The sequence below is a fragment of the Streptomyces sp. NPDC001156 genome (genome assembly GCF_053598275.1).
Window position 1 is genome coordinate 40,662 of sequence record NZ_JBSFJX010000001.1, and the last position, 25,521, is coordinate 66,182.

Consider the following 25,521-nt stretch of genomic DNA (forward strand, 5'->3'; position numbering starts at 1 on the left):
GCGAGGAGCGCGTCGGCTCCCGCGGCCCTGAGGGCCCGGTCCACGCGGTGCCCAGCGCCGTGGTTCAGCAGGGGCGCCGCCATGCCCCCAATGCGTACTTCTTCAGCATCGAACTCAGCCTCAGCCGCCGGGATTCGGCGCAGAAACGCCTGGTGGGCAGTTCGTACTCGACGTGGAAGACGGCCTTGCCGGCGGCGGTGAACGGTTCCAGCCGTCCGCACTCGCCGTACTGGGCGCACTGCTCGTTGACCGCGAAGTCGAAGTCGCGTACCAGCCGGGGGATCTGGTCGAGGTCGTTCTTCAGGCCGACGGCCATCCCCCGCTCGTGGGCCAGCCTGGCCACGAGGCGGTTGTAGCGGAGCTGGTCGGAGGCCTTGAGGGGGAATCCGGTGTGGTTGCGGTAGCCGTCCATGTTGTCGGGCTCCACCGCGTCGAAGCCCTTCCTGCGGCACATGTCGAAGCGGTTCGCCATGAGAGGTTCAAGGACGTCGGTGCGGCGGATGTCGAACCAGCGCTCGCCCTTCCAGCCGTTGCCCTTGCCGAGCACGGATTTCGGGAACTTCTTGGCGTCCGGACGGAAGCCCTCCCAGGCACCGGTCGACACATAGCAGACGACCTTGCGGCCCTCGCGGTGCAGCGCGGTGACGGTCGCCCTCGAGTGGTCGAAGCCGTCGATGTCGTAGACCGGTACGTCGACGGAGGTGTCGAGGCGCCCGCTGAGCTGCCACTGCCAGGCGACCCCGGGGCGCGGCTGCCAGCGGGCCCTGCCCGGCTCACTGTCCTCGGTGACGGTGGTGCATCCGGCGAGCAGCAGGAGCAGGGCGACGAGCGGGTTCGGACGCTTCACGGGGCGGGCTCTCCAGGGCGTGCGGCAACGTACCCCCAAGATGATCGCCGACGTCCCGGGCCCCGAGGCGCAGAACGCTCCGCGGACGCGTGGCCTGACCGGGCGTTCCGCGCCGCGCACACGGCCGCGCGCCTCGCCGGACACGAGGGTGCGGCCCGTACCGCGAGGAGCGCGTGCCGGATGTTGCGGGTGCGCCACCGAGAGATGAACACCGGGGGGAATGAGCGAACGCCGCCCCCGAGCGTAGGCTCATGCCGGGTGTCCCTGCCCTGGTGAAGACCGAACGAATCGAGCGATCCGGGCCGGGGCCCGGGCCGGTCGACCCCATCCGTTCGGCCGAAACTCAATCGGAAGCGAGATTTCACCACCGTGACTGCTCTCACTCTCAGCACCGCCGCGGCGGCCGGCCAGCGGGCCGACGCGATCGTGGTCGGTGTCGCGAAGGGCGCGGAGGGCCCGGTCGTCGCACCGGGCGCCGAGGCCGTGGACCAGGCGTACGACGGCAAGCTCGCCGCCATACTGGAGACCCTGGGCGCCACGGGCGCCGAGGGCGAGGTGACGAAGCTGCCCGCGCCCTCCGGCTTCAAGGCGCCCGTCGTGGTGGCGGTGGGCCTCGGTGCCGACTCCGAAGACCCGGAGAACGCCGACGGCAAGGAGGCGTCCTTCGCCGCCGAGTCGCTGCGCCGCGCCGCCGGCTCCGCCACCCGTGCGCTCGCCGGTTCCAAGAAGGCCGTCTTCGCGCTGCCGATGACGGACGCCGACGCCGCCGCCGCCATCGGCGAGGGCGCTCTGCTCGGCGCGTACTCGTTCGACACGTACAAGGACAACGGCAAGAACGGGAAGAACGGCAAGGCCCCGCTCGGCGAGGTCGCCCTGCTCGGTGCCAAGCCCCGCGACAAGGCGTACAAGGCGGCCGTCGAGCGCGCCGTGGCCGTCGCCGAGGAGCTCAACCGCGCCCGCGACCTGATCAACACCCCGCCGAACGACCTGACCCCGGCCGCCTTCGCCGCCATCGCGCAGACCGCGGCCAAGGAGCACGGCCTCAAGGTGCAGGTGCTGGACGAAAAGGCACTGGCCAAGGGCGGATACGGCGGCATCCTCGGCGTCGGCGTGGGCTCGGCCTCCCCGCCGCGCCTGGTGAAGCTTTCGTACACGCATGCAAAGGCCGACAAGCACCTGGCCCTGGTCGGCAAGGGCATCACCTACGACTCGGGCGGCATCTCGCTCAAGCCGGCCGGCCACAACGAGACCATGAAGTGCGACATGAGCGGCGCCGCGGCGGTCTTCGCCACGGTCGTGGCCGCCGCCCGCCTGGGCCTCGAGGTCAACGTGACCGGCTGGCTCGCCCTCGCGGAGAACATGCCGTCCGGCTCGGCCACCCGCCCGGGTGACGTGCTGCGCATGTACAGCGGCAAGACCGTCGAGGTCCTCAACACGGACGCCGAGGGCCGGCTGGTCCTCGCCGACGCGCTGTGGGCGGCCTCCCAGGAGCAGCCCGACGCGATCGTGGACGTGGCGACCCTGACCGGCGCGATGGTGCTGGCGCTCGGCAGCCGCACCTTCGGGATCATGTCGAACGACGACGCGTTCCGCGCCGCGGTCCACGCGGTCGCCGAGGAGGTCGGCGAGGAGTCCTGGCCGATGCCGCTGCCGGAGCACCTGCGCAAGGGCATGGACTCCCCGACGGCCGACATCGCCAACATGGGCGAGCGGATGGGCGGCGGCCTGGTCGCCGGCCTGTTCCTGAAGGAGTTCATCGGCGACGGCATCGTCTGGGCGCACCTCGACATCGCCGGTCCGGCCTTCAACGAGCAGGGTCCCTTCGGCTACACCCCCAAGGGCGGCACCGGCTCGGCGGTGCGCACGCTGGTCCGGCTCGCGGAAGTGGCGGCTGCGGGCGATCTGGGCTGAACCGACCCGCGCATGAGGGCGGCCCGGGCTCCTGCCGAGCCCGGGCCGCCCTCATGGACGTACCGGCGTTACGCCCTCGACGAAATCCCTTCGGGCCGCGCCGCCGCGCCCTCCCGACGTGACGGATCAGACGCCCCACACCCGGGCCCGCCGCTTCCCGTACCGCCGACAAGTGCGAAGATGGGGCACGGCAGGACAGGGCCCCACCGAAGGGCCGAAGCTCAAGCGGCCGGACACCAGCCGCCTGCCGGTCATCGGAGACCGGCGTACGGCGCACATGCATGGAGGACGTGACGTGGCGAACGACGCCAGCACCGTTTTCGACCTAGTGATCCTCGGCGGTGGTAGCGGTGGTTACGCCGCGGCCCTGCGCGGGGCGCAGCTGGGCCTGGACGTCGCCCTGATCGAGAAGGACAAGGTCGGCGGCACCTGCCTGCACAAGGGTTGCATCCCCACCAAGGCTCTGCTCCACGCGGGCGAGATCGCCGACCAGGCCCGCGAGAGCGAGCAGTTCGGTGTCAAGTCCACCTTCGAGGGCATCGACGTCCCGGCCGTCCACAAGTACAAGGACGAGGTCATCTCGGGCCTGTACAAGGGTCTGCAGGGCCTGATCGCCTCGCGCAAGGTGACCTACATCGAGGGTGAGGGCCGGCTGTCCTCCCCCACCTCCGTCGACGTCAACGGTCAGCGGATCCAGGGCCGTCACGTCCTCCTGGCGACCGGTTCCGTGCCGAAGTCGCTGCCGGGCCTCCAGATCGACGGCAACCGCATCATCTCCTCGGACCACGCCCTCGTCCTGGACCGCGTGCCCCAGTCCGCGATCATCCTGGGCGGCGGCGTCATCGGCGTCGAGTTCGCCTCCGCGTGGAAGTCGTTCGGTTCCGACGTCACCGTCATCGAGGGCCTCAAGCACCTCGTCCCGGTCGAGGACGAGAACTCCTCCAAGCTTCTCGAGCGCGCCTTCCGCAAGCGCGGCATCAAGTTCAACCTGGGCACCTTCTTCCAGAAGGCCGAGTACACCCAGAACGGTGTCAAGGTCACCCTCGCCGACGGCAAGGAGTTCGAGGCCGAGGTCCTCCTCGTCGCCGTCGGCCGCGGCCCGGTCTCCCAGGGCCTCGGCTACGAGGAGGCCGGGGTCGCCATGGACCGCGGCTACGTCCTCGTCGACGAGTACATGCGGACGAACGTTCCGACCATCTCCGCCGTCGGCGACCTGGTCCCCACGCTCCAGCTCGCGCACGTCGGCTTCGCCGAGGGCATCCTGGTGGCGGAGCGTCTGGCCGGCCTGAAGACCGTCCCGATCGACTACGACGGCGTGCCGCGGGTGACGTACTGCCACCCCGAGGTCGCCTCCGTCGGCATCACCGAGGCCAAGGCCAAGGAGATCTACGGCGCGGACAAGGTCGTCTCCATCAAGTTCCCCCTCGGTGGCAACGGCAAGAGCCGGATCCTGAAGACCGCGGGCGAGATCAAGCTCGTCCAGGTCAAGGACGGTGCCGTGGTCGGCGTCCACATGGTCGGCGACCGCATGGGCGAGCAGGTGGGCGAGGCCCAGCTGATCTACAACTGGGAGGCTCTGCCGTCCGAGGTGGCCCAGCTGATCCACGCCCACCCGACGCAGAACGAGGCGCTCGGCGAGGCCCACCTGGCCCTGGCCGGCAAGCCTCTCCACATGCACGACTGACCCTCGGTCGACGAACGCGACGACACAGACTTCCGCACTTCCGTAAGGAGCAACCGAAACCATGCCGGTTTCCGTAACCCTTCCGGCGCTCGGCGAGAGCGTCACCGAGGGCACCGTCACCCGCTGGCTGAAGGCCGAGGGCGAACGTGTCGAGGCCGACGAGCCGCTGCTCGAGGTCTCGACCGACAAGGTCGACACCGAGATCCCCGCGCCGGCCTCCGGCGTGCTCACCTCCATCAAGGTCGCCGAGGACGAGACCGTCGAGGTCGGCGCCGAGCTGGCCGTCATCGACGACGGCACGGGCGCGCCCGCCGCCGCCCCGGCTCCGGCCGCCGCAGAGGCTCCCGCCCCGGCCCCCGAGCCCGCGCCCGTCGCTGCCGCGCCGGCTCCGGCCGCCCCGGCCCCCGCCGCCGCTCCGGCCGCCCCGGCCGGTGCCGCCCAGGGCACCGACGTGGTCCTGCCCGCGCTCGGCGAGTCGGTCACCGAGGGCACCGTCACCCGCTGGCTGAAGGCGGTCGGCGACTCCGTCGACGCCGACGAGCCGCTGCTCGAGGTCTCCACAGACAAGGTCGACACCGAGATCCCGGCGCCCGCCTCCGGCGTGCTCCTGGAGATCGTCGTCGGCGAGGACGAGACCGCCGAGGTCGGCGCCAAGCTGGCCGTCATCGGCGCGCCGGGTGCCGCTCCGGCGGCCGCCCCGGCCCCTGTCGCCCCCGCCCCGGCCCCCGCTCCGGCGGCCCCGCCGGCTCCGGCGCCCGCCGCCGCCCCGGCCCCCGCCGCGGCCGCCCCGGCTCCGGCCCGGCCCGCCGCGCCGGCTCCCGCCCCCGCCCCGGTCACCCCGGCGCCGGCCGCTCCGGCCGCCGCCCAGCCGACCGACGAGGGCGCGTACGTCACCCCTCTGGTGCGCAAGCTCGCCGCCGAGAACGGTGTCGACCTGTCCACCGTCAAGGGCACCGGCGTCGGCGGCCGTATCCGCAAGCAGGACGTCCTCGCCGCCGCCGAGGCCGCGAAGGCCGCCCCGGCTCCGGGCGCCCCCGCTCCGGCCGCGAAGAAGGCCCCCGTCCTGGAGGTCTCCCCGCTGCGCGGCCAGACCGTGAAGATGCCGCGGATCCGCAAGGTCATCGGCGACAACATGGTCAAGGCCCTGCACGAGCAGGCCCAGCTGTCCTCGGTGGTCGAGGTCGACGTGACCCGCCTGATGCGCCTGCGCGCCCAGGCCAAGGACGCGTTCGCGGCCCGCGAGGGCGTCAAGCTCTCCCCGATGCCGTTCTTCGTGAAGGCGGCGGCCCAGGCGCTGAAGGCCCACCCGGTCATCAACGCCAAGATCAACGAGGCCGAGGGCACCATCACCTACTTCGACACCGAGAACATCGGTATCGCGGTGGACTCCGAGAAGGGCCTGATGACCCCGGTCATCAAGCACGCCGGTGACCTCAACATCGCGGGTATCGCCAAGGCCACCGCCGACCTGGCGGGCAAGGTGCGGGCCAGCAAGATCACTCCGGACGAGCTGTCCGGTGCGACCTTCACCATCAGCAACACCGGTTCGCGCGGCGCGCTGTTCGACACGATCATCGTGCCCCCGGGCCAGGTCGCGATCCTCGGTATCGGCGCCACGGTCAAGCGCCCGGCCGTCATCGAGACGGAGGAGGGCACGGTCATCGGCGTTCGCGACATGACGTACCTGACGCTCTCCTACGACCACCGTCTGGTGGACGGCGCCGACGCGGCCCGCTACCTGACCGCGGTCAAGGCGATCCTCGAGGCGGGCGAGTTCGAGGTCGAGCTCGGCCTCTGAGCCACCGAGAGGTGACCGACCACAGCGGCGCCCCCGTCCGGAGTTCTCCGGGCGGGGGCGCCGTGTTTGTTTCCGGGCCGGGCGTGTAAGCCTCGTCTCACCTGCACGAAAGCGCCGCCGTGTGCCTCTTCGGCACGGGGATACGGCCTTATTGTCTAAACGTCAAAGCCCTGGGTCCCGCCCGTCGCCCTACCACCGTCCCCCACGAGGCCCTTCGGACCGAAGCATCGGATCCGAGCCATCGCCTAAGGAGCCCTCATGACCGCGCCCGTCGTCCACTCGCTGCGCGAACAGATCCGCGAGCACATCGTGGAGGGCATCGTCAGCGGGCGCTGGAAGCCGGGCGAGCGGATCGTGGAGCGGCGGATCGCCACGGAGCTGGAGGTCAGCCAGACACCGGTCCGTGAGGCGCTGCGGGAGCTGGAGTCACTGCGGCTGATCGAGTCGGCGCCCAACAAGGGGGTCCGGGTCAGGAATCTGACCGCGGCCGACCTGGAGGAGTCCTACCCCGTACGAGCCGGTCTCGAGGCCATCGCGGCGGAGCTGGCGGCGGAGCGGCTGGCACAGGACTGCTCAGCCCTCGAACCGCATGTCACCGCGCTGTACGAGGCGGACCGCAAGTCGGACGGTACGGCGCAGGTGCGGCACACGGTGGCCTTCCACCGGGAGCTGGTGCGGGCGGCCGGCAACTCGGTGCTGCTGCACACCTGGGAGGGGCTTGGCATCGAGGTCTTCACGGCGCTGTCGATCCGGTGGCTGGGGACGGTGCAGCAGTCCTACGCGGAGGAGCACGAGGAGCTGGTGGCCGCGTTCCGCCGCCGGGATCCACGCATCGCGGACATAGTGAAGGCCCATGTGCTGGGCTGCGCCCCGCGGGCCTGAGGTCCGAAACGCCGGTGAGCGCTCCGGCAGCAGAGCGGGTCCACGCTCAGACGCGGCCGTCACCTGCGAAAACCCCTGGATTCAGCGGCACCCGGTGTCTCCTCGGGAGGCACCCCGTGCCGACTTTCTCGTGATCGAGAGGTTTTGACCCTCAAACCTTTGATCGATCATCGATCAGGGAGTTACAGTCGCCGTCGGGCCTCTACCGAAGCCCTCGCCCTGTCCTGCCAAAGACCAAGGGCACCCCGAACCCTTACCGATGAGGGAACCCCCTTCGACTGAGGAAGGCGGCGTAATGACCGACCCCAACGCCATCCAGCCGAGCGAGCTCGATCAGCTCCCGGACCGCGACCCGGAGGAGACCGCCGAATGGCAGGCCTCCCTGGACGCCGTCGCCAAGGCGGCCGGGCCGCACCGTGCCGCGTACCTGATGCGGCGCACCCTGGAACGTGCCGAGGGCGCCGGCGTCGCGCTGCCCAAGCTCCTCGAGACGGACTACGTCAACACCATCCCGACCGCCGCCGAGCCCACCGTGGCCGGTGACGAGGCGATGGAGGCCCGGATCACCGCGTGGAACCGCTGGAACGCGGCCGCGATGGTGACCCGCGGCAGCAAGTACGGCGTGGGCGGCCACATCGCCACCTTCGCCTCCGCGGCCTGGCTCTACGAGACCGGCTTCAACCACTTCTTCAAGGGCAAGGAAAGCGACGGCTCCGGCGACCAGCTGTACGTCCAGGGCCACGCCTCCCCCGGTATCTACGCCCGCGCCTTCCTCGACGGCCGCCTCACCGAGGCCCACCTGGACAACTTCCGCCAGGAGGCCGGTGGCAACGGTCTGCCGTCCTACCCGCACCCGCGCCGCCTGCCCTGGCTGTGGGAGTTCCCCACGGTCTCCATGGGCCTCGGTCCGCTCTCGGCCATCTACCAGGCGCGCTTCAACCGCTACCTCACCAACCGCGGCATCAAGGACGTCTCGTCCTCGCACGTGTGGGCGTTCCTCGGTGACGGCGAGATGGACGAGCCCGAGGCGACGGCGGCCCTCGCGCTGGCCGCCCGTGAGGAGCTGGACAACCTCACCTTCGTCATCAACTGCAACCTGCAGCGCCTCGACGGCCCGGTCCGCGCCAACTTCAAGATCGTGCAGGAGCTGGAGGCCCAGTTCCGCGGTGCCGGCTGGAACGTGATCAAGACCCTGTGGGGCACGGCCTGGGACGAGCTGTTCGCGCTCGACACCACCGGCGCGCTCGTACGCCGGCTGCGTGAGGTCCCGGACGCGCAGGTGCAGACGTACCAGACGCGCGACGTCGCCTACATCCGCGAGGACTTCTTCGGCAAGGACCCGGCGCTCGTCGAGATGGCGAAGCTGCTGAGCGACGACAAGATCCTCGAGTGCTTCCACCTCTCCCGCGGCGGCCACGAGGCCCGCAAGGTCTACGCCGCCTACAAGGCCGCCCTGGAGCACAAGGGCGGGCCGACGGTCATCCTGGCCCAGACGGTCAAGGGCTTCACGCTCGGCCAGGGCTTCGCGTCGAAGAACGCCAACCACCAGATGAAGAAGCTGACGGTGGACGAGTTCAGGACGATGCGCGACCTGCTCGAACTGCCCATCCCGGACAGCCGGTTCGCCGACGGCCAGGTCCCCTACGGCCACCCCGGCGCCGACTCCCCCGAGGTCCGCTACCTCCAGGAGCGCCGTGCCGCCCTCGGCGGTCCGGCCCCGGCGCGCCGCGTCCACCCGCTCGCGCCGCTGCCCACGCCCGCCGACAAGGCCTTCGCCGCCTTCGACAAGGGCTCCGGCTCGCAGAACCTGGCGACTACCATGGCCTTCGTCCGCCTGGTCAAGGACCTGGTCCGCGACAAGGAGACGGGCCGGCGCTGGGTGCCGATCGTCCCGGACGAGGCGCGCACCTTCGGTATGGAGTCGCTCTTCCCGTCCCTCGGCATCTACTCGCCGAAGGGCCAGACGTACGAGCCGGTCGACCGCGACCAGCTGATGTACTACAAGGAGGCCAAGAACGGCCAGATCCTCAACGAGGGGATCACCGAGGCCGGTTCGATGGCCGACTTCATCGCCGCTTCGACGTCGTACGCGACGCACGGCGAGGCGATGATCCCGTTCTACATCTTCTACTCGATGTTCGGCTGGCAGCGCACGGCCGACCAGATGTGGCAGCTCGGCGACCAGCTGGGCCGCGGCTTCCTGGTCGGCGCCACTGCGGGCCGCACCACGCTGACCGGTGAGGGCCTGCAGCACGCCGACGGCCACTCCCCCGTCATCGCCGCGACCAACCCGGCCGCGCTGAGCTACGACCCGGCGTTCGCGTACGAGATCGCGGTCATCGTGAAGGACGGTCTGCGCCGTATGTACGGCCAGGCGGCCCCAGGTGAGGACCAGAACGTCTTCTACTACCTGACCGTCTACAACGAGCCGCTGCCGCAGCCCGTGAAGCCGTCGGTCACCGGCATCGACGAGGGCATCGTCAAGGGCCTGTACCGCTTCAACACGGCGGAGTCGGCGGGGCTTTCCCCGGCGGCGAACGCCCCGCGCATCCAGCTGCTGGGCTCCGGCACGGCGATCCACTGGGCGCTCGAGGCGCAGAAGCTGCTCGCCGAGGAGTGGGGCGTCGCCGCGGACGTGTGGTCGGCGACCTCGTGGGGCGAGCTGCGGCGCGATGCCATGGAGGCGGACGCGGCACTGCTGCGGGGCGAGGAGCGCATTCCGTATCTGCGTCGGGCCCTGCAGGGCGCCGAGGGCCCGGTGCTCGCGGTCTCCGACTACATGCGCCAGGTCCCGGACCAGATCGCACAGTGGGTCGAGCAGGACTACTCCTCGCTGGGCGCCGACGGCTTCGGCCTCTCCGACACCCGTGCGGCGGCCCGCCGCCACTTCGGCGTGGACGCCCCGTCCATCGTCGTCGCGGCCCTGGCCCAGCTCGCGCGGCGCGGTGAGGTCAAGGCCACGGCCGTGAAGGAGGCCCGGGAGCGCTACGGCCTCTGACGCCCTGACCCGTGTGCCCCGCCCCGGCCGCCCCGCCGGAGCGGGGCACATTTGTACGCATGCGGTGAGGGGGCGGCCGGTCGATTGCCGGGGCGGTGCCCCTGTGAATGAATGGGCGGCCGTAGGCGACCCCTGCGTCCCATTCCCTCGCGGCAGTCCCGGAGCCGACCATGAAGATCTTCAACCGTCCCTCCGCACCCACCTGGGCCGATCTGTCGACCACCGACGTCCCTGGCGCCAGGGATTTCTACGGCCGGCTGTTCGGCTGGACCGGCGCCGACATGCCCGACCCGGAGGCGGGCGGGTACGGGATGTTCCTCCTGGACGGTGCGTACGCCGCGGGGTACGGCCCCTGTACCGCACAGGGGCAGCCGGTGTCCTGGCTGGTCTACTTCCAGGTGGAGGACGCCGATGCCACCGCGATGGCCGTCACCGGCAACGGAGGCGCGGTGGTCGCCCCGCCCATGGACGTCTTCGACGCGGGTCGGCTCGCCGTCTTCAGCGACCCCGAGGGCGCGGTGTTCGGCGTCTGGCAGCCCCGCGAGCACCGCGGCTTCGGTGTGGTGGGCCGGCCGAACAGCGTGTGCTGGTTCGAGTTGATGGCCAGGGAGCCGGAGAAGGCCAAGGACTTCTACCGCGCTGTCCTCGGCTGGGACGGCGAGACCCACCCCTTCGGCCCGTCCGAGTACACCGAGTGGGAGCTCGGCGGCGAGACGTTCGGCGGCATGAAGCGCATGAACGAGGACTTCCCGTCGGAGCTTCCGGCGCACTGGACGATGTACGTGGCGGTCGAGGACTGCGATGCCGCCGCGGCGCGGGTCACCGAACTGGGCGGCTCCGTGCGCGTCCAGCCCACCACGATCCCGCCGGGCCGCTTCGCGGTCGTCTCGGACCCGCAGGGCGGCCACCTGTCGCTGATCACGCGGTCCGAGGCGCGGTAGCGGCAGGCGCGGGCTCCGCCGGAACGGGCGGGCCGACAGCGGTGTCCTGTCAGTGCCGCCCGGCATCATGAACGCATGCGTGCCGCTCGTCTCATCAAAATGGTGCTGCTGCTCCAGTCCCGGTCCTCCATGACCGCCGCCGAACTGGCCCGTGAGCTGGAGGTGTCCGAGCGGACGGTCACCAGGGATGCCCAGGCACTGTCCGAGGCGGGCATCCCGGTGTACGCGGACCGGGGGCGAAGCGGTGGCTACCGGCTCGTCGGCGGCTATCGCACCCGGCTGACGGGGCTCGCCCGCGGTGAGGCCGAAGCGCTGTTCCTCAGCGGGGTTCCGGGAGCGCTGCGCGAGATGGGGCTCGAGGACGCGGCCGGTGCGGCCCGGCTCAAGGTGTCCGCGGCCCTGCTGCCCTCCCTGCGCGACGCCTCCCGCACGGCGGCGCAGCGGTTTCATCTGGACGCGCCCGCCTGGTTCACCGAGCCCACCACTCCGCCGCTGCTGCCGGCGGTCGCGGACGCGGTGTGGGACGACCGCCGGATCACCGTGCGCTACCGGCGCGGCCAGGACGAGGTGGAGCGGAAGCTGGAGCCGTACGGGCTCGTCCTCAAGGCGGGGGTCTGGTACCTGTGCGCGCGCGAGGCACGGCAGGGGTCGTTCCGGGTGTACCGCATCGACCGCGTCACGGCCGTGGCTCTCGGCGAGGAACGGTTCGGGCGCGACGAGGAGTTCGATCTGCCCGCCTTCTGGGCGGAGCAGGCGGAGCAGTTCGCGCGGTCCATCCTGCGGGCCGAGGTCCTGGTGCGGCTGTCCGAGGCCGGCGTACGCACACTGCCCTACGCCGTCGATCCCGCCGCGGCCCGCCGGGCGCTCACGGCCGCGGGCGCCCCGGACGAGCGGGGCTGGGTGACGGTGTGCCTGCCGGTGGAGTCCGAGGAGGTGGCGTACGCGCAACTGACCGCGCTGGGGCCGGAGGTCGAGGTGCTGTCGCCCGAGGGGCTGCGCGCGCGTTTCGCCGAGGACGCGATACGTCTCGCGGCGCTCTACGCCCGATAACGATCCGCCGCACTCCACGTGCGTCGCACCCGGCGAGGGCCGATGCTGGTCCAGTGATGGACGAGACGGAGTTCTGGGAGCTGGTGGACGCGAGTCGTGCGGCCGCCGAGGGCGACCCCGACGAGCAGGCCGATCAGCTCGTGGAGCGGCTGGTGCGGCTGGATCCCGACGCGGTCCTGGACTTCGCCCGGCACTTCGAGTCCCGCTACAACCGCGCCTACCGCTGGGACCTGTGGGGCGCCGCCTGGGTGCTGCTCGACGGCGCGAGCGACGACGCGTTCGACTTCTTCCGGTGCTGGCTGATCGGCCAGGGCCGGGAGGTCTACGAGGGAGCCCTGCACGACCCCGACACACTCGCCGACCTCCTGGTGGACTTCGACGAGGAGGTCGACGGCGACGGTGAGGAGCTCGGCTACGCGGCGGACGAGGCGTACGAGCAGCTCACCGGAACCGTGGCACCCGACCTGGGCATAGCGCCCGCCGCCTCCGAGCCCGAGGGCAGCTCGTTCGACCTGGAGAACGAGACCCTGCTCGCCGACCGCTATCCCGCGCTGTGGGACCGCTTCAAGGGCTGAGGCGCGCGCCGCGCCGCCGCTCGTGCCACGCGCCGGCGGCCGGGATCGCACGGCGGCGGACCGCTCGGGGAGAGGCGTCACCGCCTTCCCTGCAGATGCGCCGCCTTCTCCCTGATCGACGGGAGCAGGGCACTGAGCGCCGCGCCCGGGCAACTCGTCATGTAGCCGTCGTTGTGGCCCGCGAGGGCGGGCAGCAGGGCGCCGGTGCCCGCCTTGTAGCGGCTGAGGCCGTTGCTGGAGATGAGCCGGACCTTGCTGCGCGGGTCGATGTTGGCGAGGCCCAGCTTCCAGGCGGCGAGGGCGGCGATCGCGTCGGTCATCGCCTTGGGCACGGGCACACCCGCGGTGAAGGTGCCGACGGCGGCGATGCCGGCGGTGCGGTGGTTGAAGCCCTGGGTGTGGGCGCCGGTGACGGGACGGTCGACGCCGCCCGCGCGGCCCTCGTAGATGTGGCCGCAGCGGTCGACGAGGAAGTTGTAGCCGATGTCGTCCCAGTGGCGGTTGCCGGTCTGGCCCGAGTAGAGGTAGCGGATGATGCGCGGGGTGTTGGCGCAGTTATAGCCGTTCGGCGAGTCGGTGTGGTGCACGAAGACGGCGATGACCTTGTCGTCGTAGCGCGGCGGCGGCTGGCCGTCGGTGCTGACGTCCGCCCACACCGATCTCGGCACGATGCGCGGCTTGGGCGCCAGGTGCAGGACGACGGTGGACTTGACCTCGACCGGCCGCGGGGCGGGTGCCACCGCCGGCCGCTCCACCCCGGAGGCGCACAGCACCAGTGCGAGGACGGCGGCGACACCGGGCACACAGCCGAGCAGCGGAAGTGCGACACCACGCAATTTCGTCGCACGCCCCATGAGCGGACGTGCCGCACCACGTACCCGCGCCGCACGCCCCACCAGCGGACGCGCCACACCACGCATCCGCGCCGCACGCCCCACCAGCGGACGCGCCACACCACGCATCCGCGCCGCACGCCCCACCAGCGGACGCGCCACACCACGTACCCGCGCCGCAGGCCCGTTCTGCGGCTCCCGGGTTCTTCGCAAGACAGGCATGGAGTCACTTTCCGTCACCTCCGTCCACTCCGCGATGTGTGGTGTGCCACCTGGTGGAACCATCGTCCGGGTCCGCGACGTTTTTACTGTTCGACGCGTGGATGGCCGGTGTGCGGGCATCCCCACGAGTGACTGATCACTGTGCTTCCACGGCGCGTACTAAGGGGTCCGAGAGAAAGGCGGCTCTGTGGACCTGCTCGACATCCTGATCATCCTGGTGATCCTGGCCTATGCGGCGTCCGGCTACCGGCGCGGTCTGGTGGCCGGCTGTGTCTCCCTGGCCGGCTTCGTCGGCGGTGCCGTGATCGGCGTGTGGATCCTGCCGTGGGTGATGAACCTGGTGACGCGAGGCACCTCCGCCGCGACGGTGACCGCGGTGTTCACGGTGCTGCTCCCGGCGGCGGTGGGTCACGAGCTGGCGGGACGTCTCGCGCTCAAGCTGCGGCGCGAGCTGGACCGCGGGCCCCTGCGGGTGGCCGACGGGATCGGTGGGGCGGCGGCCAACACGGTGGCCGTGCTGATCGTGGCATGGGTGGCCGCGAGCGTCCTCGGCGCCTCCTCGTCACCGCTGGTCACCGGGGCGATACGCGACTCCAGACTGCTGGGCGCCGTGCAGAGCGCGATGCCGGACACCACCCCCACCTGGTTCTCCCGCGCCACGTCCACGCTCACCCAGGCGGGTTTTCCGCAGGTCTTCAACCCGTTCGAGAACGAGCCCACGGCCGGCGTCGCCGAGCCGTCCGGGGACAGCGTCACGGCGAGCGCGACGAACGCGGCCAAGCTCAGCACGGTGAAGATCGAGGGCGCCTCGGGCACCGAGGGCCGTGAGGGCAGCGGTTTCGTGTACGCGGCACGGCACGTGATGACGAACGCCCATGTGGTGGCGGGCATCGACCACCCGTCCGTCCGGATCGGCGGTGTCGGCCCGTCGTACGCGGCGCGCGTAGTGTTCTTCGACCCCGACCGGGACGTGGCCGTCCTCTATGTACCGGATCTGCACGCACCGGTCCTGCGCTTCGACGACGGCGCGAAGCGCGGCGACGCGGCCGTCGTCGCGGGTTACCCGCAGGACGGCGACCTGACGCTGCGGGCAGCCACGGTCGCGAACCGGATCCAGGCCACGGGCCAGAACATCTACAGCACCGCCACCGTGACCCGGGAGATCTACTCGATCCGCTCGACGGTCCTGCCGGGCAACTCCGGCGGCCCGCTGCTGACCACCGACGGCCGGGTCTACGGCGTCGTCTTCGCCCGCTCCACCTCGGACCAGGAGACGGGGTACGTGCTGACGGCGGACGAGGTCGCGGGCGACGCCCAGCGTGCCGCGCGGGCCACGGCGGCGGTGGACACGGGCGACCTCATCAGATCGTGAGCCGCGCGGCGCCGGTGCGGGCGCTCACAGGGAGCGCCCCATGAGGATGTCGTCGACATACTCGCCCTCGAGCAGGAACTCCTCGGGCAGGATCCCCTCCACCACGAACCCCTCGGACTCGTAGAGCCCCCGGGCCGGGGTGTTGTGGCCGAGGACCCGTAGCGTGATGCGGCGCGCCCCGCGCCGCCGCGCCTCGTCCTGCACGGCCCGCAGCAGGGCCCGGCCGACCCCCGCGCCGCGTGCCTCGTCGGCGACCGCGAGCCCCTGGATCTGCCGGACGTGGGAGTTGCACTCGAGCGGCGTCGGGTAGCCCAGCCGGATGTAGCCGACGACGGTACCGTCGAGTTCGGCGACCAGATGGTCCCGCGGCCCGAAACGCTTGTTGTAGAAGGGCTCGTACGGCGGCTGCGGGCGCGGCTGCACCGCGTGCAGCGGGGACCAGGTGTCCCGGTCGAGCCGGCCGAGTGTCTCCTCGTCGCCGGGCGTGGCCTGGCGTATGTACGGAACGGGCATGAGGATCACTGTAGGGCCGGGGTACGAGGAGCCGTCCGGTTTTGCGGCCGGGTACCGGGCAGGATGGGCGCATGGAACGTTCCCGAATCGCCGTCGCCGGTGCGTCCGGTCTCATCGGCAGCGCCCTGACGCGATCGCTGGCCGCCGACGGGCACGAGGTGGTGCGTCTGGTGCGCCGCGGGGCCCATGGGGAGAACGAGGTCTGCTGGGATCCCGAAGGGCAGTACGTCGACGCGACGGGGCTTCTCGGGTGCGACGCCGTGGTGAACCTCGCCGGGGCCGGCGTGGGCGACCACCGCTGGACGGACGCGTACAAGAAGACGCTGCGGGACAGCCGGGTGCTCGGCACCGCGGCGCTGGCGGAGGCCGTCGCGTCCCTGCCCGAGCCGCCGCGCGTCTTCGTCAGCGGCAGTGCGATCGGCTACTACGGCGAGACCGGGGACCGGGAGGTGGACGAGAAGGCGCCGCCCGGGGACGGCTTCCTGTCCTCGATGTGCGTGGAGTGGGAGGAGGCCACGGCCCCTGCCCAGGAGGCGGGCGTCCGCACGGTGTTCGCTCGTACGGGACTGGTCGTGGCCCGCGAGGGCGGGGCCTGGGGGCGGCTGTTCCCGCTGTTCAAGGCGGGGCTCGGCGGGCGGATGGGCGACGGTGACCAGTACTGGTCGTTCATCTCGCTGCACGACGAGGTGGCGGCGATCCGTCATCTCATCGACCGTGAGGACCTGTCGGGGCCGTTCAATCTGACGGCACCGCAGCCGCTGACCAACCGTGAGATCACGGCTGCGATGGGGCGCGTGCTGCACCGGCCCACGCTCTTCACGGCACCCGCGTCGGCTCTGCGCGTCGCGCTCGGCGAGATGGCCGGGGACGTGCTCGGCAGTGTCCGGGTGGTGCCCACGCGGCTGCTGGAGTCCGGGTTCTCCTTCGCCTTCCCGGGGATCGAGGACGCGTTGCGGGCGGCGCTCCGGCAGTAGCCGAGAGGCCGGACCGCGGCACGGGACCTTCGCCTTCGACCACATGCGACCGTCGTGCGACCGTGCTCTGGCGATGCTCGACTTCACTTGACCGGTCGCGGACCTACCCTCGACCCGAACTCGGGTATTCCGGACGCCCGTTGGGGGCATGACGTCTCCACCGGCCGCACAACCTCGAGGAGGGGCACGTGTTAGAGCCCGTGTATCAGGCGGACGTCGTCATCGTGGGGGCCGGGGTCGCGGGCCTCGCGGCTGCCCACCGGCTGACCAGTGCAGGAGTGACCACGGCAGTTCTGGAGGCCGCCGCCTTTGTGGGCGGCCGTATGTCGACCGAGAAGGTCGACGGCTTCCGGCTCGACCGGATCGGGCAGCTCCTGTCCACGTCGTATCCCGAACTGCGCCTCACCCCGGGGTTCGACGCACTCGTGCTGCGTCCCTTCGCACCGGGTGTCCTTGTGCACAGCGAGGGGCGTCACCACCGTGCGGGCTCTCCCCTGGCGGGAGGGGGCGCAAGGGGCGCACTCAGCGCTGTGCGTGCGCTCGCCTCTGCTCCTCGCGCGACTTACGCGCCCCGTACGGGGGTTGGCGCGACCGGGGGACGCGTCGTCCGCTCCAGGGCGGCGGGGTCGCGTTCACCGGTGCCCCGGCCGGCCGCTCCGCTCGGCAGCGCCATGGACCAGGCCCGGCTCGGCGCGGCACTCGCGCGCCTCGCCGCCACGCCCGTGGAACGGCTGCTGGCCCGGCCCGAGTTGCCCACCCGCCGAGCGCTGACGAGCCGTGGGCTCCCCGCTCGCACGGTCGACGGATTCCTCCGGCCGCTGCTGGCCGCCTTGTTGTGCGACCCCGAACTGACCACGTCGAGCCGCTGCGCCGATCTCGCGCTGCGCGCCTTCGCGAGCGGCCGGCTGTGTCTGCCGGAGGGCGGGGCGGAGGTCCTGCCCGAACTGCTGGCACGGGCGCTGCCGCCGGGCACGGTGCACACCGGGGTCCATGCCACCTCCGTCTCCACGACCTCGGTGACCACCGCCGATCACGGTGAATTCCGCTGCCGCGCGGTCCTGGTGGCGACCGACGCGCACGCCGCGGCCGGTCTGCTGCCCGGCCTGCGGGTCCCGGACTTCCACCCGGTCACCGTCGTCCACCACACGATGGACGAGCCGCCGCAGACGGGCGCGTCGCTGCTGCTGGACGCGGACCGCGAGGGACCCGTGGCGCACACGGCGGTGGTCAGCACGGTGGACCCGTCCCGGGCGCCCGCGGGGCGCGCCCTGGTCTCCTCCACGGTGCTGGGCCCACCACCGGACGGCGTCGACAGCGCCGTACGGGCGCATCTGGCCCGCCTGTACGGCACCTCGACGACCCGCTGGGAGACGCTCGCCGTCCATCACACGGCGCGGGCCGTCCCGGCGATGCGGCCGCCGCACGACGTGCACCGGCAGGTACGGCTGCTGGCCGGCCTGTACGTGTGCGGCGACCACCGGGACACCAGCACGGTGCAGGGCGCACTCCACTCCGGTCACCGGGCCGCGTCCGCCGTCCTGGCCGACCTGGGCGCCGGACCGATGCACGCCGCCGAACCACTGCCCAAAGCGGCCTGACGCTCACTGGAGCGCGGCAACCCGGTCACGGTAGCCGCGCACCGGCGTCGCGTCCTTGTACGGCTCCAGCCGCCGCTCGAAGTCCCGCACGTACTCGGTGGCCCGTACCGACCGCATCTCCGAGGCCTGCGCGGCCGCCTCGGCCCCCAGCAGGCAGGCCTGGTCCAGCTCGCCGAGGCCGAGCCGCGCCGAGGCGAGCACGACCCGGCAGAACAGGCGGCTGCGGGCGTAGCCGGGCGCCCGCAGCTGCAGCGATCGCTCGGCGTGCTGGACGGCGGCCCGGTACTGCTGCAGGTCCCGGTGGCAGTGCCCGAACTCGTCGGCGAGCTGCGCCTCGTCGAAGAACCGCGCCCAGTGCGGGGCTTCGTCGCCCGGGCGCGCGGCCTCCAGCGCCCGCTCGGCCCGGACCAGCGACGCTGTGCACGCGCGCACCTCGCCGAGCACCCCGTGGCCACGCGCCTCGACGGCGTGCAGCAGCGCCTGGACCGCCGGCGGCGCGGTCGTCCCGACGCCCTGCTGGGCCACCCTGGCGAGCTGCACGGCCTCGCGTCCATGGCCGAGGTAGACGGCCTGCCTGCTCATCGTGATCAGCACATACGCCCCGTAGAGCCGGTCGCCGGCCGCCTGCGCGAGCCGCAGCGCCTGCACGAAGTAGCGCTGGGCGAGACCGTGCGCACCGATGTCGTACGACGTCCAGCCCGCGAGCCGGGTCAGATCGGCGGCCGCCGCGAAGAGGCGGCGGCCCGTCTGCTCGCCGTAGACGCCGCGGAGCATCGGCTCGGCCTCGTGCTCCAGGTAGCGCACGAGCGCCTGGCGGGCGTGGCCGCCGCCGTAGGCGTGGTCGAGGGCGCGGAACAGCTCGCCCACCGACCGCAGCGCGGCGATGTCGCCGCCGCTGACCTTCTGGCCGGGTCCGCGCTCGGACTGGCTGCGCTGCCGGGGTACCGCGGGGCGGCCCTGGGCCGGGATGCGGGGGGCCGCCTCGCCGCGGCCCACCTTGTCGTCGGCCCGGCCGATCAGCCAGTCCCGGCTCGGTACGACGAGTCCGGCCGGGGTGAACGCGATCTTGCGCAGCTCGGCATGGCTTCCCGAGTCCTTGCGCCACAGACCACTGACGATGTCGATGGCCTCCTCAGGGGTGGCGGCGAACTCCAGGCCCGCGTACACCGGGGCGCAGGCGTCGAGTCCGAGGTCTTGCGCCGTGAGCCGGCGTCCGAGCCGCCGGGTGAACACCTCGGCGATGAGCGCGGGCGTCGTGCCGCGCGGCTGCTGGCCGCGCAGCCAGCGCGTCACGGATGTCTTGTCGTATCTGAGATCGAGTCCGTGTTCGAGGCCTAGCTGGTCGACGCGACGGGCGAGCCCCGCGTTGGAGAACCCCGCTTCTGCGATGAGCGCGGCGAGCTGTCGATTGGGGGTGCGCTGCGCGGGTCGTTCCGTCATCTGCGGTGCGGTCTCCTGCCTTTCGGACCTCGACGGCACTGCGGAAAGGGCATGGTGCCGTCCCCCGCGTTGCCGCTGTGCCCGGATCGCCTGTGAGCAGCCCATATGGCCTCGTGAACGGCGCGAATGTAGCGGAGAGTGAGCGGGCGATTGCAGCGTTCAGGGCCCATTCATCCGATCGTGTGAGGATTGGCGAGTCGAGCTGACGGGACGACCGAACGGCGTCAGCACACCGGCCGGACACGGCGCAGCCGGCTGGACGTACAGTGGCGTGGGCGCGTTTCGTGCCTTACGAAGCTTCTAGGGAGGCGCTTGCCGTGAGTGAGTTGCGGTTCGTCCGTATGGGGTTCGGGGCCGAGGCCGTCGAGTACCAGGAGGCCTGGGACGAGCAGCGCCGGGTGCACGCCGCCCGCTTCGCCGACGAGATCCCCGACACCTGCCTGCTGCTCGAACACCCCCCGGTCTACACGGCGGGCCGGCGCACGGCGGACAACGAGCGGCCCTTGGACGGCACGCCGGTGATCGACGTGGACCGCGGCGGCAAGATCACCTGGCACGGTCCGGGTCAACTGGTGGGCTACCCGATCCAGAAGCTGCCCCGCCCGGTCGACGTCGTGGCCCACGTACGCCGCCTGGAGGAGGCCCTGATCCGCACCTGTGCGGAGTTCGGCCTGCAGACCACCCGGATCGAGGGCCGCAGCGGTGTGTGGGTCCTCGGGGACCCGGTGGAACAGCGCCCCTCGCTCGGCGGCCTCTCCCTGGACTTCGACCCCCGGCTGCAGGACGAGGAGTTCGACCCCCGGCTGAACGGCCCCGAGTACGCGCCCTCCAACGCCGGCCAGCGCCGGGAGGACCGCAAGCTCGCCCAGATCGGCATCCGCGTCGCCAAGGGCGTCACGATGCACGGCTTCTCGATGAACGTGAACCCGGACACCACCTGGTTCGACCGCATCATTCCCTGCGGAATCAGGGACGCCGGCGTGACGTCCCTGGCGAGCGAGTTGGGGCGCGACGTGACGATCGCGGACGTGCTTCCAGTGGTGGAACGGCACCTCAAGGACGTTCTGGAGAACGCGGATCTGAAGCCGCGGGAGATCGAGAAGGCGTCCGCCTGACGCGGGAATGGACCCCGAAGCCGCGGGGTTGGCCTCATGGGTAGGGCTCAACAAACACGGGCGTACCCTGGTGTACGCCGAAGAATCGAAGCTACAGGGAGCCGATGTGTCCGCAGTCGCACCCGACGGACGCAAGATGCTGCGCCTGGAGGTCCGCAACAGCCAGACCCCCATCGAGCGCAAGCCCGAGTGGATCAAGACCCGGGCGAAAATGGGTCCCGAGTACACCAAGATGCAGAGCCTCGTGAAGAGCGAGGGCCTGCACACGGTCTGCCAGGAAGCCGGCTGCCCGAACATCTACGAGTGCTGGGAGGACCGCGAGGCGACCTTCCTCATCGGCGGGGACCAGTGCACCCGGCGCTGCGACTTCTGCCAGATCGACACCGGCAAGCCCGAGGCGCTCGACCGCGACGAGCCCCGCCGGGTCGGCGAGTCCGTGGTCACGATGGACCTGAACTACGCCACCATCACCGGGGTCGCCCGCGACGACCTCGAGGACGGCGGTGCCTGGCTGTACGCCGAGACCGTGCGCCAGATCCACCTGCAGACCGCCGGCCGCGAGAGCGGGCACACCAAGGTCGAGCTCCTCGCCCCCGACTTCAACGCGGTCCCCGAGCAGCTCGAAGAGGTCTTCTCCGCCCGGCCCGAGGTCTTCGCGCACAATGTCGAGACCGTCCCGCGGATCTTCAAGCGCATCCGCCCCGGCTTCCGCTACGAGCGCTCCCTCAAGGTCATCACCGCGGCCCGCGACTACGGCCTGGTCACGAAGTCGAACCTGATCCTCGGCATGGGAGAGACCCGTGAGGAGGTCAGCGAGGCGCTCAAGCAGCTGCACGACGCCGGCTGCGAGCTGGTCACCATCACGCAGTACCTGCGCCCCAGCGTCCGCCACCACCCCGTGGAGCGCTGGGTGAAGCCGCAGGAGTTCGTGGAGCTCAAGGAGGAGGCCGAGCAGATCGGCTTCTCGGGCGTCATGTCCGGCCCGCTGGTGCGTTCCTCGTACCGCGCCGGGCGGCTGTACCAGATGGCGGTGGAGAAGCGCGGCAGCTACGTCGCCTCGCAGGCCGTCTGATCCGGCTCCTGCATGTACATGGCACTGCGTGCCACTTCCCGCGTGTGAATCCGCACACAAGCAACTACCCCCGGGTAGCGGCCGATCGACGCGGCCCCCACCGTCCCCGCAGCTAGCGGGCACGTCAGGGCCGCGTCAGGGTTTTGGGCCTCTGTATCAAGGTTTCATTGGTGTTTGACCGGTCGGTCACGCCCTGGTAACACCAATCAGTGACGCTGGCCTTACGCCACGTACAGCCCCGTACCCCAAGCCGCCGATCCAAGGAGGGACCCCAGCCATGCAGGCCGCGCCCGTTCGCGCCAACGCCATCCCGTCGTTCAGCACTGCACTGCGTGCCATCGAATCGCTTCTCATGAGCAGCGGTCAGCGGACCGCCCGCCAGAACGCCTGGACCTCCGTGCTGGAGGACCGGCGCCGGGCCAAGGACCGGGTCGAGGCGCAGCGCGTCCTCGACTCCGTGGTGCACGGCTCCTGATCACCGCTCGCCCGCGCGGAGCGTCCCCACCGCTCCGGCACGGCACTGCCGTCGTCGCGGCTTCCCCGGCCACGTAGACTTCGTGGCATGGCGAGGAAGGAAACTGCAGCGGACGCTGCGAATGCCGGGCGACTGAAGCAGATCGCCCTGACCTACAAGATGACCCGCAAGGCCGACCCCAAGATCGGTCTTGTACTCGCGGCTGTCGGAATCGTCACCTTCGGTGTCTTCCTCGCGATCGGATTCTTGATCGGGCACCCTGTCTATCTCGGAATTCTTGGCCTCCTGCTCGCCTTCCTCGCGTCGGCGATCGTCTTCGGACGCCGGGCCGAGCGAGCCGCCTTCGGCCAGATGGAGGGCCAGCCCGGCGCCGCGGCGGCGGTCCTGGACAACATCGGTCGCGGCTGGACCACCACTCCGGCGGTCGCGATGAACCGCAGCCAGGACGTGGTGCACCGCGCGGTCGGCAAGGCCGGGATCGTCCTGGTCGCCGAGGGCAACCCGAACCGCGTCCGGAGTCTGCTGGCGGCGGAAAAGAAGAAGATGGCGCGCATCGTCGCGGACGTTCCGGTGCACGACGTGGTCGTCGGCACGGGCGAAGGCCAGGTCGAGCTGAAGAAGCTCCGTACGACGATGCTGAAGTATCCGCGGGTGTTGACCGGTCCGCAGGTGACGGCGACCAACGACCGGCTGCGGGCGCTGGGCGACCTGATGAGCAACATGCCGCTGCCGAAGGGACCGCTGCCGAAGGGCATGCGGATGCCGCGGGGTGGACCGAAGGGCCGCTGACCTCCACTGACACACGATGGGCCGTCTCCCGAGAACCTGGGGTTCTCGGGAGACGGCCCATCGGCGTTCTCAGGGACGGCCAATCGGCGATCGGAGCGGAGCGAAGCGTCTTCGGTCGAAACGGAGCGGCCGGGCTAGCGGGAGGTCACAGACCCGCGGGTCCCGCCAAGAGCGGTCATCAGGCGGTCATCACCTACGGCCCCGCCGGGGGCCCAGGCTCAGAGCCGTACCTCGACCGTTCCGGCCAGCCGGTCGTGCAGACCCCGGCCGTCGCGGTCCCAGACCAGCGGCGGGATGGCGAGGAACAGCAGGACCGTGCGCAGCAGCGCGCGCAGCGGGTGGACGCGGCCGGTGCTCAGGGCGACGACCCGCAGCCCGAAGAGCCGCTTGCCGGGGGTGAACCCGAGGGTGCCCACGGTGACGACGATCAGCGCGAAGAGAATGAGCGGGGCCCACACCTGGGCCGCTCGGTGATAGCTGTCCGTGATCAGACCGTATGCGATCAAGAGGCACAGGCCCCAGTCCACGGCGAGGGCACCCAGGCGCCGGCCCGGGCGGGCGATCGAGCCCGGCCCCTCCTGCGGCAGACCGAGCTGCTCACCCCGGTACCCGAAGTCCGCTCCGGCGTCTTCCATGGCCGCGCGGGGACCGGAGAGCCAGGATCCGATTGCTTGCCTGTTGTCCACCCGTCCACGGTACTGCCCGCGTTTCGGCGAGCAGTGAGGTGGGGTCCGAGAGCCTCGGGCTGGTTAACCTGGGAGAAACAATTGGGTCACGCCCGAGAAATGCCCCGTCCCTATGGTCGGCACCAGCGTGTGCCACCGCACTGGCCGCACGAACGAACTACCACCCCGGCGAGGACGGTCGGGAGTAGGAGGAGCTGGATGTTCCAGAACGCCGACGAGGCCAAGAAGTTCATCGCGGACGAGGACGTCAAGTTCATCGACGTCCGCTTCTGCGACCTGCCGGGCGTCATGCAGCACTTCACTGTGCCCGTCGAGGCGTTCGACCCGGACGACGAGCTCGCCTTCGACGGATCCTCGATCCGTGGTTTCCAGGCCATCCACGAGTCCGACATGGCGCTGCGCGCGGACCTGTCGACCTCCCGGATCGACCCCTTCCGCCGCGACAAGACGCTGAACATCAACTTCTTCATCCACGACCCGATCACGGGCGAGCAGTACTCCCGTGACCCGCGCAACGTGGCCAAGAAGGCCGAGGCCTACCTGGCCTCCACCGGGATCGCGGACACGGCGTACTTCGGCCCCGAGGCCGAGTTCTACGTCTTCGACAGCGTCCGCTTCGCCACCAGCGCGAACGAGTCCTTCTACCACATCGACTCCGAGGCCGGCGCCTGGAACACGGGTGCGCTCGAGGACAACCGCGGTTACAAGGTCCGCTACAAGGGCGGCTACTTCCCGGTCCCGCCGGTCGACCACTTCGCCGACCTGCGCGCCGAGATCAGCCTGGAGCTGGACAAGGCCGGCCTGAAGGTCGAGCGCCAGCACCACGAGGTGGGCACCGCCGGGCAGGCCGAGATCAACTACAAGTTCAACACGCTGCTCGCCGCCGCCGACGACCTCCAGCTCTTCAAGTACATCGTGAAGAACGTCGCCTGGCGCAACGGCAAGACCGCGACCTTCATGCCGAAGCCGATCTTCGGCGACAACGGCTCGGGCATGCACGTCCACCAGTCGCTGTGGAACAACGGCGACCCGCTGTTCTACGACGAGGCCGGCTACGCGGGCCTCTCGGACACCGCCCGCTACTACATCGGCGGCATCCTCAGGCACGCTCCGTCGCTGCTGGCCTTCACCAACCCGACGGTGAACTCGTACCACCGCCTGGTCCCGGGCTTCGAGGCGCCGGTCAACCTGGTGTACTCGCAGCGCAACCGCTCCGCGGCGATGCGTATCCCGATCACGGGCTCGAACCCCAAGGCCAAGCGCGTCGAGTTCCGTGCCCCGGACTCCTCAGGCAACCCGTACCTGGCCTTCTCCGCCCTGCTGCTGGCGGGTCTGGACGGCATCAAGAACAAGATCGAGCCGGCCGAGCCGATCGACAAGGACCTGTACGAGCTGGCCCCCGAGGAGCACGCGGGCGTCCCGCAGGTCCCGACCTCGCTCCCGGCCGTCCTCGACTCCCTCGAGGCCGACCACGAGTTCCTCCTCCAGGGCGACGTCTTCACCGCCGACCTGATCGAGACGTGGATCGACTTCAAGCGCACGAACGAGATCGCCCCGCTGCAGCTGCGCCCGCACCCGCACGAGTTCGAGCTCTACTTCGACGTGTGATATCGCCCCAGGTCAGAGCGGGTAACCGCTCCCCTGGGCCGTCTGTGGGCCGTCGGCCGGCTCTCCCAGCACGGGAGAGCCGGCCTTCGGCTTTTCGGCTCCGGCTTCCGGGGCCGGCTTTCGGGGCCGGCATGAAGT

At 71.0% G+C, this 25,521-nt stretch carries 21 protein-coding genes; 16 read left to right on the forward strand and 5 right to left on the reverse strand.

Features of this window, described 5'->3' with window-relative positions; translation table 11 throughout:
• Nucleotides 1-64: 64 nt before the first annotated feature.
• On the reverse strand, nt 65-847 hold the full coding sequence (locus ACWDA7_RS00190; RefSeq protein WP_450601950.1) for an endo alpha-1,4 polygalactosaminidase: 783 nt from the start codon (nt 845-847) through the stop codon (nt 65-67).
• 369 nt (nt 848-1,216) lie between these two features.
• Here ACWDA7_RS00190 and ACWDA7_RS00195 point away from each other — a divergent pair, with 369 nt between their 5' ends.
• The 8 genes from ACWDA7_RS00195 to ACWDA7_RS00230 all read left to right on the forward strand — a co-directional run bounded on the left by ACWDA7_RS00195 (nt 1,217) and on the right by ACWDA7_RS00230 (nt 12,686).
• Nucleotides 1,217-2,758, forward strand: coding sequence for a leucyl aminopeptidase (locus ACWDA7_RS00195; RefSeq protein ID WP_359388905.1), 1,542 nt, complete (start codon nt 1,217-1,219; stop codon nt 2,756-2,758).
• 295 nt (nt 2,759-3,053) lie between these two features.
• Nucleotides 3,054-4,442, forward strand: a complete 1,389-nt coding sequence (gene lpdA / locus ACWDA7_RS00200; protein WP_432926825.1) for a dihydrolipoyl dehydrogenase — start codon at nt 3,054-3,056, stop codon at nt 4,440-4,442.
• 61 nt (nt 4,443-4,503) lie between these two features.
• Nucleotides 4,504-6,240: a 2-oxoglutarate dehydrogenase, E2 component, dihydrolipoamide succinyltransferase gene (gene sucB / locus ACWDA7_RS00205; RefSeq protein WP_450601951.1), complete on the forward strand. Its 1,737-nt coding sequence runs from the start codon at nt 4,504-4,506 to the stop codon at nt 6,238-6,240.
• A 258-nt stretch (nt 6,241-6,498) separates the two neighbouring features.
• Nucleotides 6,499-7,122 (forward strand): GntR family transcriptional regulator, encoded by a 624-nt coding sequence (locus ACWDA7_RS00210; protein WP_359388896.1) that lies wholly within the window; start codon nt 6,499-6,501, stop codon nt 7,120-7,122.
• Nucleotides 7,123-7,417: 295 nt separating this feature from the next.
• On the forward strand, nt 7,418-10,120 hold the full coding sequence (aceE, locus tag ACWDA7_RS00215) for a pyruvate dehydrogenase (acetyl-transferring), homodimeric type (protein WP_450601952.1): 2,703 nt from the start codon (nt 7,418-7,420) through the stop codon (nt 10,118-10,120).
• A gap of 170 nt (nt 10,121-10,290) precedes the next feature.
• Nucleotides 10,291-11,061 (forward strand): VOC family protein, encoded by a 771-nt coding sequence (locus tag ACWDA7_RS00220; protein ID WP_450601953.1) that lies wholly within the window; start codon nt 10,291-10,293, stop codon nt 11,059-11,061.
• Between the two features lie 75 nt (nt 11,062-11,136).
• Nucleotides 11,137-12,111 carry a helix-turn-helix transcriptional regulator gene (locus ACWDA7_RS00225; protein ID WP_450601955.1) on the forward strand — a complete coding sequence of 325 codons (975 nt, stop codon included), beginning with the start codon at nt 11,137-11,139 and terminating at the stop codon, nt 12,109-12,111.
• Nucleotides 12,112-12,167: 56 nt separating this feature from the next.
• Nucleotides 12,168-12,686: a DUF4240 domain-containing protein gene (locus tag ACWDA7_RS00230; RefSeq protein WP_359389516.1), complete on the forward strand. Its 519-nt coding sequence runs from the start codon at nt 12,168-12,170 to the stop codon at nt 12,684-12,686.
• A 77-nt stretch (nt 12,687-12,763) separates the two neighbouring features.
• Here ACWDA7_RS00230 and ACWDA7_RS00235 read toward each other — a convergent pair whose 3' ends face one another.
• A complete protein-coding gene (locus tag ACWDA7_RS00235; RefSeq protein ID WP_450601956.1) occupies nt 12,764-13,540 on the reverse strand; it encodes a peptidoglycan recognition protein family protein in 777 nt (258 codons plus the stop codon).
• 388 nt (nt 13,541-13,928) lie between these two features.
• Between ACWDA7_RS00235 and ACWDA7_RS00240 the strand changes: the two genes are divergently transcribed.
• Nucleotides 13,929-15,113: a MarP family serine protease gene (locus ACWDA7_RS00240; RefSeq protein WP_450601957.1), complete on the forward strand. Its 1,185-nt coding sequence runs from the start codon at nt 13,929-13,931 to the stop codon at nt 15,111-15,113.
• Between the two features lie 24 nt (nt 15,114-15,137).
• On the opposite strand, the gene ACWDA7_RS00245 is transcribed toward ACWDA7_RS00240, so the two are convergent.
• Nucleotides 15,138-15,626: an N-acetyltransferase family protein gene (locus tag ACWDA7_RS00245; RefSeq protein WP_450601958.1), complete on the reverse strand. Its 489-nt coding sequence runs from the start codon at nt 15,624-15,626 to the stop codon at nt 15,138-15,140.
• A 71-nt stretch (nt 15,627-15,697) separates the two neighbouring features.
• Between ACWDA7_RS00245 and ACWDA7_RS00250 the strand changes: the two genes are divergently transcribed.
• Nucleotides 15,698-16,600 carry a TIGR01777 family oxidoreductase gene (locus ACWDA7_RS00250; RefSeq protein WP_450601959.1) on the forward strand — a complete coding sequence of 301 codons (903 nt, stop codon included), beginning with the start codon at nt 15,698-15,700 and terminating at the stop codon, nt 16,598-16,600.
• Nucleotides 16,601-16,788: 188 nt separating this feature from the next.
• A complete protein-coding gene (locus ACWDA7_RS00255; RefSeq protein ID WP_450601960.1) occupies nt 16,789-18,198 on the forward strand; it encodes an NAD(P)/FAD-dependent oxidoreductase in 1,410 nt (469 codons plus the stop codon).
• Between the two features lie 3 nt (nt 18,199-18,201).
• On the opposite strand, the gene ACWDA7_RS00260 is transcribed toward ACWDA7_RS00255, so the two are convergent.
• The gene (locus ACWDA7_RS00260; protein WP_450601961.1) at nt 18,202-19,638 is read right to left on the reverse strand and encodes a regulator; all 1,437 of its coding nucleotides are present in this window, start codon (nt 19,636-19,638) and stop codon (nt 18,202-18,204) included.
• Between the two features lie 317 nt (nt 19,639-19,955).
• On the opposite strand from ACWDA7_RS00260, the gene lipB reads away from it, so the two are divergent.
• The 4 genes from lipB (at nt 19,956) to ACWDA7_RS00280 (ending at nt 23,089) form a co-directional block, all read left to right on the forward strand.
• The gene (gene lipB / locus ACWDA7_RS00265) at nt 19,956-20,753 is read left to right on the forward strand and encodes a lipoyl(octanoyl) transferase LipB (protein WP_359388866.1); all 798 of its coding nucleotides are present in this window, start codon (nt 19,956-19,958) and stop codon (nt 20,751-20,753) included.
• Between the two features lie 106 nt (nt 20,754-20,859).
• Nucleotides 20,860-21,825 carry a lipoyl synthase gene (gene lipA, locus ACWDA7_RS00270; RefSeq protein WP_450601962.1) on the forward strand — a complete coding sequence of 322 codons (966 nt, stop codon included), beginning with the start codon at nt 20,860-20,862 and terminating at the stop codon, nt 21,823-21,825.
• A gap of 277 nt (nt 21,826-22,102) precedes the next feature.
• Entirely contained in the window at nt 22,103-22,300 is a 198-nt protein-coding gene (locus tag ACWDA7_RS00275) for an SCO2195 family GlnR-regulated protein (protein WP_359388861.1), read from the forward strand.
• An 87-nt stretch (nt 22,301-22,387) separates the two neighbouring features.
• On the forward strand, nt 22,388-23,089 hold the full coding sequence (locus ACWDA7_RS00280) for a DUF4191 domain-containing protein (protein ID WP_432926848.1): 702 nt from the start codon (nt 22,388-22,390) through the stop codon (nt 23,087-23,089).
• Between the two features lie 218 nt (nt 23,090-23,307).
• Here ACWDA7_RS00280 and ACWDA7_RS00285 read toward each other — a convergent pair whose 3' ends face one another.
• The gene (locus ACWDA7_RS00285) at nt 23,308-23,775 is read right to left on the reverse strand and encodes an RDD family protein (RefSeq protein WP_450601964.1); all 468 of its coding nucleotides are present in this window, start codon (nt 23,773-23,775) and stop codon (nt 23,308-23,310) included.
• A gap of 198 nt (nt 23,776-23,973) precedes the next feature.
• On the opposite strand from ACWDA7_RS00285, the gene glnA reads away from it, so the two are divergent.
• Nucleotides 23,974-25,383, forward strand: coding sequence for a type I glutamate--ammonia ligase (gene glnA / locus ACWDA7_RS00290; protein ID WP_432926852.1), 1,410 nt, complete (start codon nt 23,974-23,976; stop codon nt 25,381-25,383).
• Nucleotides 25,384-25,521 lie beyond the last annotated feature (138 nt).